We start from the raw sequence: 3012 nt of genomic DNA, 5'->3' as shown, positions 1-3012 counted from the left end.
CTCCCCCCGGACCTTGCGGACCACCACCTCCGCGGCGACCTCCACATCCACGACCTGGAATACTTTGGGACAAGACCGTTCTGCATTGACGGGAGCACAGCCATACCCGTACGGACGGACAACCGCATCAGGAGCATCCTCCCTGCAGAACTCCCGTTCTCCGGTGACGAATGGCGCCCAGAGGACCTCTCCGCGCTCACACCAAAGGGCTGGAGGCGGGTTAGCAAGGTGACCCGCCGGCGGGTGAACCCCGGCGAGATGATCCGGATCCGGACGTCGAGCGGACGGTCGCTCTCGGTCACCGGTGAGCACCGGATTCCGGTGCAAACCAGGGACGGTATGGCTATCCGCCGTGCCGATGAGGTACGCGCCGGAGATACGCTTTATGGGATCCCGAGGACCGACGCCATCCGCGGGGAGACGATAGAGGCGATCGATCTCATCCGGGAACTGCCTGCATCGGTCCCGGCCCACCTCCTTGAAAACGTCTACGTCCGCGGTGCCGAAGAGATCTTTGCTGATGTGGTGCGGATCGGAAAGGCTGCCTCATACGCCGATATCTCCCGGGCGCTCGGCGTCGAGCACCAGAAGCAGTGGTATACCCGTGGGATTATGCCGGTTGCTCTTTTTGCAGCCTTCTCTCGCCGCTACGGCATCCGGAATTATGATCAGGTCACCATCGGCGTCACCGGGAGCGGAAACGAACTGCCCGCTCTCTTCACGCTTACACCGGAACTCATTCGCCTTCTTGGGCTCTTCGTTGCCGAAGGCAACTACAACGCATCGCTTGAGGCCGGGCAGTACAACCTGGCAATCACAGAGAACGCCCTGGCGCCCGCGATCCAGGCAGCGGCATGCACAAGCCTGAACACCTACGCAACACTCACCGGAGGCACCCCCGACACCACGACCATCTACGGGGTCGAAGTGGAGCGTAACCGGGCCCTGCAGGTCTACTTCGGGGGAAAACTCGTCTACCTGATCTTCCGCTACGTCTTCGGCATCCCGGAGGGAGCGGCCGGAAAACGCCTCCCCTGGATTGTCTACCACCTTGACGACGTGCTCCTCCATGAGTTCCTCTCCGCTCTCTTCACCGGGGACGGTTCTACGTACTACCGCCCCGAGAAGTCGGATTGCATCGTCAACTACACCACCACCTCCCCGGCGCTCCGGCAGGAACTCGCGCTCCTGCTCACCGCGCTCGGGATCACCCCCCACATCGTCGAACTCTATAGCGAGGAAGAACGGCCGACACTCTACCGGCTCCAGCTTTCCGGGCGCAAGAACATCGAGACGTTTGCCCGGTATGCCACATTCCTTGATCAGAGGCAGGACCATATCGACGGTTTCCTCTCTGCGGTCAAGGAGGGGCAGGGCCGGGAGCGGGAAGAGACTGTTGTCGAGACCTCACCGACCGAGCCTACCGGCGAGTACGTCTACGACCTCTTCCTCGCCGGCGACGGGACCGAGGAGAGCCATACGTTCTATGCCTCCGATGGCCTGCTCATCCATAACTGCCAGGATTGGGACCTCCGTTACTTCTTCTACTACGGCCTGATGCCTGACGGCAACGGGACGAAGGCATCGGTCGCCGGCCCGGCGAAGAGGGCCGAGGTGGCGGTCCTCCACGCAGTCAAGGCGCTCGGTTCAGCCCAGACGAACTTTGCCGGCGGCCAGGGCTACTACAACTTCCTGACGTTCATGGCCCCATTCTTCGAGGGGATGGACTACGAGGAGATCAAGCAGCTGATGCAGATGTTCGTCTACGAGATGACCCAGATGATGGTCGCCCGGGGCGGCCAGGTGGTCTTCTCGTCGGTCCAGCTCTCCCCGGGTGTTCCCACCCTCTGGAAGGACAAGCCCTGTGTCTACCGCGGCAAGGTCTGGGACGGGGAGCAGGCGCCGCTCCGGACCTACGGCGAGTTCGAGCGGGAGGTCAGGCTCCTCTTCAAGGCGCTGATGGAGGTGATGCTCGAGGGGGACTACTGGGGCAAACCTTTCTCCTTCCCGAAACCCGAGATCAGCATCGAGCCCGACTTCCTCACCGAGGACGAGGAGTTCAACCGGAAGCACCCCGACCTCCCGACCTACCACGACCTCTACCTGATGACCTTTGAACTGGCATCCAAGTACGGCACCCCCTACTACGACAACCAGATCCCACCCTACCGGGGCGCCGGGGAGGGGATCTCCTGTTACCAGTGCCTCGCGGGCGACGAACTGGTCCCGGTGGCTGACAGCGACGGGAGGATCATCGTCAGGGCGATCAGCGACCTCTTCGATGCCGCAGCAAAGAACGGGAGACGGATAGACCCCTTCGGCACGGAGCTCGCCTACTATGACGGTAAGGCCCCGAGCGTCGACTTCACGACCCTGGAGGCGTCGCTTCGCCCGTTCCACGGCGTGATGCGGCAGCAGTATATGGGGGACCTCCTCAGGATCACCCTGGAGTCAGGCCGGCAGATCACCGTCACGCCCGACCACCCGGTGTACGTCCTGAACGGCGGGAGGTTTGTCAGGGAGACGGCAGGCGATCTCGAGCCCGGCGACTACCTGCCGGTGATGAAGGCCGGCGGGTTCTCCGAGACGCAGGTCACTGAGATCAATGTCGCGGAGGTCATCGCCGGGGCAGGCTACGCCGACCAGATCCAGGTCACCGAAGACGGAGTGAAGACCCGTGGCGCCCGGCGTCCCGGCCTGCCCCGCACCCTCCCGGTCAGCCGCGACCTTGCAGCGTTCCTCGGCTACTACCTTGCGGCAGGGTCGAGTGACCACTCCGGGCGACAGTATACGGTCAGGCTCTCCTTTGCGGGGCACGAGGCCGGTCTTGCGGCGGACGCAGCCGCCTGCATCCGCACCGTCCTCGGGTATGAGCCGAAGGTCAGCGAATCTGCCGCGGGGACCGAGGTCGTCGTCAGGAGCAAACTCATCTACCTGCTGGTCGACGCACTCGGGTGCGGCTCCTCCGCCGGCGAGCGGTCGGTGCCCGACCTCCTCTTCAACATCGACCGC

General features: G+C 63.5%; 1 protein-coding gene. It reads left to right on the top strand.

All coding sequences use genetic code 11. From position 1 onward, the window contains the following. The coding region (gene nrdD / locus BP858_RS12330) for an anaerobic ribonucleoside-triphosphate reductase (RefSeq protein ID WP_394339374.1) at positions 1–3012 on the top strand (3012 nt) is incomplete at both ends.

This window comes from Methanoculleus sp. UBA413, assembly GCF_002502935.1.
GTDB lineage: Archaea > Halobacteriota > Methanomicrobia > Methanomicrobiales > Methanoculleaceae > Methanoculleus > Methanoculleus bourgensis.
This window is presented reverse-complemented; position numbering and strand designations above follow the sequence as displayed.